At 48.4% G+C, this 5,318-nt stretch carries 4 protein-coding genes; all 4 read right to left on the bottom strand.

The features are described from left to right. Positions 1–746: 746 nt before the first annotated feature. Positions 747–1,727 carry a polyprenyl synthetase family protein gene (locus tag A3842_RS07010; RefSeq protein ID WP_074100885.1) on the bottom strand — a complete coding sequence of 327 codons (981 nt, stop codon included), beginning with the start codon at positions 1,725–1,727 and terminating at the stop codon, positions 747–749. A gap of 18 nt (positions 1,728–1,745) precedes the next feature. Further along, the gene (locus A3842_RS07005) at positions 1,746–2,195 is read right to left on the bottom strand and encodes a hypothetical protein (RefSeq protein WP_074086740.1); all 450 of its coding nucleotides are present in this window, start codon (positions 2,193–2,195) and stop codon (positions 1,746–1,748) included. Between the two features lie 252 nt (positions 2,196–2,447). Then, positions 2,448–4,331, bottom strand: coding sequence for an FAD-dependent oxidoreductase (locus A3842_RS07000; protein ID WP_074100884.1), 1,884 nt, complete (start codon positions 4,329–4,331; stop codon positions 2,448–2,450). 48 nt (positions 4,332–4,379) lie between these two features. Continuing rightward, positions 4,380–5,318 (bottom strand): hypothetical protein (locus A3842_RS06995; protein ID WP_305953374.1); only part of this gene is annotated, 939 nt, incomplete at its 5' end.

The following is a 5,318-nucleotide window of genomic DNA, read 5'->3' as shown; positions in this document are numbered from 1 at the left end:
CCCCAACCCCAACCCCCCTAGGACATAAAGCTAAACTTACTCACGTACGCTTCGCTGCGTTCGCTTGTTTAGCAAAAACAAAGGCAAAGGCAAGACAAAGGCAAGGGCGAAATAAGTATCTATCGTCTCGCATTCACCCACAGATGCACAAGTGGGGGGGAGAGATAGATATGAAGAAGGTCCAACAAGCGAGAGAAATAGATCAATACAAAAGAAGGCCTCAACAATCGGGACCTTCTTTTGTGTTATCGTATTTGATTACAGCTTATTCAGTGAATACCTAATTGAACTGAGAGAGTAATTCTCTGCAGGAGTTATTGCTAAGTGGAATTTGTATACCTAATTCGCCTGAAGCGTCGCCACAACGAAGTTTAGTTGGAATTTGTATACCTAATTCCAATAATTCGTCTGTTTGGTAGAATTTCGGCTGATTTAGATATACTTTTTCCAACTAAAGCCGCTAGAGAAGGGCAAAACCAAGGATTAGGTATACTTTTTCCACTTTGGCTGAACGCGGCCGATTGACACCTACTAGATGAACAGGCTGCTCACCAAGTAGTATCAGTCAGTTAGTATATCTGTTCGTTTATTTGCCAGTCCATCCATCATCTGTCTTCCAGTCCGTCCGCCTCTGACAGCCCCGAGAGGAGTATGCCTACAGTTACTTCGGTGTTCGGGTTGGCATGAGCCGCTTAGCAGGTCAGTTGTCTATGTTACATGCACCTGCACACTGGCTCGGAGCAGTCTTAACGATCCCGGCCGGTAAAATACTGCAGCAGCGTCTCCAGATCGGCATGCGCCGGGTAGCTGGAGAGCTGCTGGATGATTCCGGCGGCTTGCGTCAGATAGTTCTGGCTGACCTCTTCCGTGCGGGCCAGGGCGTCACTGTGGACTATCAGGGCCAGTACATGAGCTACCTCCTCATCCGATGAAGAGGGGCCGATGGTGCGAATCACCGGAGCCAGCCCGGGGTCTTGCAGGGCAAACAGTACTGGAAGTGTAACCTGGCCATGGCGCAGGTCGCTACCGGCCGGCTTGCCAAGCACATCGGCAGACTGGGTGAAGTCAAGCAGGTCATCCTGGATCTGAAAAGACATACCCAGCGCTTCGCCAAAGTTGTAAAGCAGGTTCGCGACTTCCTCTGTGCTCTCCGTAGAAAGCGCGCCGACCCGCAAGCAGGTTGCCATCAGCAGGGCGGTTTTGTTACGGGATTTCTCCAGGTACTCTTCAAAAGTAAGATTGTAATCGTAGGCATGCTCCATCTGCTGGTATTCTCCCAGACATAACTGAGCGGTAGCCACGGCTGACAAATCATGAACATACCGGTTTTTGTCACCGGTGTATTTGCTGAGCAGCTCGATCACCCGGGCGGACATATAATTCCCGATATGCACCGCAGATAGTACTCCGGTCTTGGTGTGCAGAGCAGGAGCGCCCCTGCGCAGCTCAGCATCGTCAATAATATCATCATGAATTAATGAGGCGGCGTGAATAAATTCAGCAGCAGCAGACAATTGAAGCGTTCTGCGGCCCGAAGGCTTGCGTCCAAAACGGCCGCCGACGATGACCATCAGCGGCCGGAGCCGTTTGCCGCCGGAGCCGGTCAGCTCCAGAATGCTTTGTGCCAGCTGTGACTTTTTGGGTACGTCTTTATCACGGGCTACAATATTCTGAATTTCATGGTTAATTTCGTTCAGGTCTATATTTAAGGCTTCATGCAGCTTCATCTTTACGGTTCCCACCTGTCAAATGGCTTTGCTGGTGCGGCTGTGCTGCCTTCGCTCCTGGATCAGGAACTCTTCAATGCCCGCCGCCGGATTTTGTTCTGCGAAGTCTCCATTTGACCGCGCGATTTGCAATTTTTTAATCGAAGGAGCCAGGTAAGCAACCAGGTCCAGTTCACGGCATTTCACTGCGAATTGCAGATAAAAGCTATACAAATAATCTCCATCCAAAATGTTGCGGGTCAGGTCAGGATGATGTGGGGCACATTCCATATGGCGTTTAGCCGCCACAATTAGAATGATATAAATACCTAGCAAATGGACTTTGCGGTCATATTCCAGATCATGGCGTTCCAGTGCCGAGAGCAGTTGCTCACATTCTGACGGAGAGAGATGCAGTTGAATTCCGGCGATCGGTGACATTTCAGTCTGAAGCAACCGGAAGCTGTCTTCAATGAGTTTTCTGTTCACAAGATTCTCTCCTTCTTGTCGGTTTTGCCGGAAGAAACCATAGCCTTGATTATCCCTACAAAACCCTTTGTTAAAACCAAACAAATCTGTGATGGATTATGCTAGTACCTTGATAAATAAGGAGAGTAATGTGTCCTACGGACACATTACTCTTAAGATCATCATATTCAGCTGCAGCAACACAAAATACACATAAGTTACTGTTATTATTTATTAAACGGTGACAGAAGCATTAAACAACGGGTATTCACATCAGTCTGTAAACAGATACCATCGCCGTACAAGCGGGATTCGTTTCCACTGCTTCTTGAGCCAAGGCAGGACATAGTAGTCCAGACCGAAGACGCTACCCGATCCGCCAATGCACGCGATAGCTGCTCCAACGTACCAGAGCATTTCTGTTGAAGCCATCTTGGTAGACCAAATCATAACGGCCATACCTATGGTCGCTATGGAAGAGATAGCTGTAAACAAACCAACGATAAGCATAACACCGAAGACGATTTCGGCACAAACCATGCCGATTTGGAACCATTTAGCCAGGGCTGTATAATCTGTTCCGCCACTGTTATAGAACATCAAGTTCATGAACCAATGGGTGATATCATAAATCCATCCTGGAACCCATAAAGCTTCAACCGCTTCCTTGGCAGTTGTTACTGCGGAAGCTGCGGATTGGGCATCCACTGTATCCTTGACGGCATCGACGGCAACGCTGGCCGAGGAGGCAGCATCCGTAAGATGTGCAGGAGCAGGAATCAGGAAAATCTTATTCGGATCTTCCCAGATCTTTCTGAGCTTGTCTATCCCTTCATATAACCACATGCCCCCAAGCAGCATACGGAGCGGAACCAGCCAGAAATTCGGGGAACGTTTGGAGAAGTAGCCGCCCACGAAGCTCTTGCGGTTCTCTACATGGAAGAATTCATGCATCATGTAGGTCCATACTTTGTTAAAGCCTACGACTTGAGACAAATAGAACATATTGATGAAATGCTTGGACAGCATTGCCATGAATCCGGTAAGCATGAAGAACTTGCCTGGAAGACCTACGTTGGCAACACCGTAGCGGCTGCCGATGGAGACCATGGTGCCATGGAAGCCTGGTTTGTAGGCTTTTTTGGCGGTACCGCTGATGTCTGCTGCAATGTTGTTCGCAATGACCGGAGCGGCTTGTTCAGCATTTTCAACCATCTGCGGAACCGGACGGGTTTCGCCTTCAGGAATGAAGAAGATGTTATCCCCTACTACGTAGACATTCTTATGGTCAACACTTTCCAAGTGCTCGTTGGTAACGATGCGTTTACGCCCTTGCTGTTGTACTTCAAGGCCGCCAACGATTTCGGAACCTTCTACACCGGCAGTCCAGACAATTGTCTGGGAATCCACGATGTTTTTCTCGCCGAGGGCTACACTGCCGTTGCCCACTTCAGTGATCTTGGCACCGGTAACGATTTCGACGTTCAGCTTGCGCAGACGGGCTTCAGCCTTCTGAATCAGCTTATCCGGGAGGATAGGCAGGATCTTCGGAGCCATATCGGCAACGATCAGACGTACTTCGGATGGATCAATGAAGAACTCCTTGCACAGCTCTTCGCGTTGCTCAGCCATTTCCCCAACCAGTTCGACACCCGTGAAGCCAGCACCGATGATGACGAAGGTCAACATTGCACGGCGGACAGCAGGATTTTTCTCCTTGGCGGCTTTGGTGTACATATCGCGAATCTGGCGTTTGAGCACAACCGCATCATCGTAAGACCAGAAGGAGAAGGTGTTCTCTTCAGCTCCGGGAATTCCGAAGAATGTAGGTTTGCTGCCTGTTCCGATTACCAGGTAATCATAAGCATAGGTCGCCTTGTCGGATTTCAGCTTCTTGCTCTTGAAGTCAATATTGCTGATCTCATCCAGAACAACATCCACTTTCAGACCGGCAAAAATTTTCTTCAAATCAATTTTGATTGAATCCTCAGGCGCACGGTTCGCGGACACCTCATGCAGCTCAGTCAAGAGAGTGTGATAAGGATTGCGGTCGATCAGCTTAATTTCTACATCTTTGTTGTTCTTATACTTCTTTGCCAGTTTCTTAGCCGTGAGTACGCCGCCGTAGCCGCCGCCCAAAATGACTATTTTTTTCAAGAGAAACTCACCTCATTCATCTGATTAGCTGCAAAAGGGAAGCGAATGTTATTTCGCGCCTTCAAGTGCTTTTTCTGCAAGTGTAAAGTATTCGCCAACGTGGATGGAAACACCGGAAATTGCATCAGTTTTGCCTTCTGCATCCAGTTTAGGAGCAGCACCTTTGTTTTCAAGGAAGTATTTTTCGGCAAGAGCAATTTCTTCGTGCCATTCAGCAGAAGCGCCGCCGGCTTTCATGCCGTATTTGCCATCAATGGAAAACTGTTTCTTGTCATCGCCTGCAGCGTTCACGCCGCTGAAATTAGCAGCTACGATATTTCCGCCTGCAACCGTAATTGCAACAGTGGATTTCCAGCCGGATTTAGCATCCATTTCGCCTTCAGCAGTGTAGCCACCGTCTTTGTATGGTCCAAGTTGTGCAGGACCTGCAGCCAGGGCAGCTTGAGATGCGGTAACAAAGTCACTTACTCCAACGGAAACGCCGGAAATGGCATCGGTTTTGCCTTCAGCATTTACAACTACTGCTGCAGGATCTTGTTTTTCAATCAAAAAGGCTTCAGCTTTAGCCGCTTGCTCATGCCATTCAGCTTGGCCGCCGCCTTTGGATACCAGTCCGTATTTACCATCTTCAGAAACTTTTTTCTTCAGATCGCCAGCTTTTTTAGTATTGAAAGCATCCCAATCTGCTTTGGTGATTTTTCCGCCTTCAACAGTCAGCAGAACGAATGATTGCCAGCCTGTTTCTTTGTCAGCTGGTGCTGTTCCGTAATATGTTCCATCTTGATACTTACCTGTTTCAGCAGTTGCAGTGCCGGCGTCGGATGCAGCAGGTGCAGCGGACTCGACAGGGGCATTAGTAGCTGCCGCGTTGTTACTATTGTTGTTGTTACCACAGCCTGCGAGCAAAGTACCAAGTACAAGAGCGCTCGACAAAATTACAGAAGCTTTTTTCATTTTAGTATGACCTCCAAAGAAATAGTTTAAAAT

The organism is Paenibacillus sp. P3E (assembly GCF_001909045.1).
Lineage (GTDB): Bacteria > Bacillota > Bacilli > Paenibacillales > Paenibacillaceae > Paenibacillus_AQ > Paenibacillus_AQ helianthi.
The sequence above is the reverse complement of the archived record's forward strand: the minus strand, read 5'-3'. Positions and strand labels throughout refer to the sequence as shown.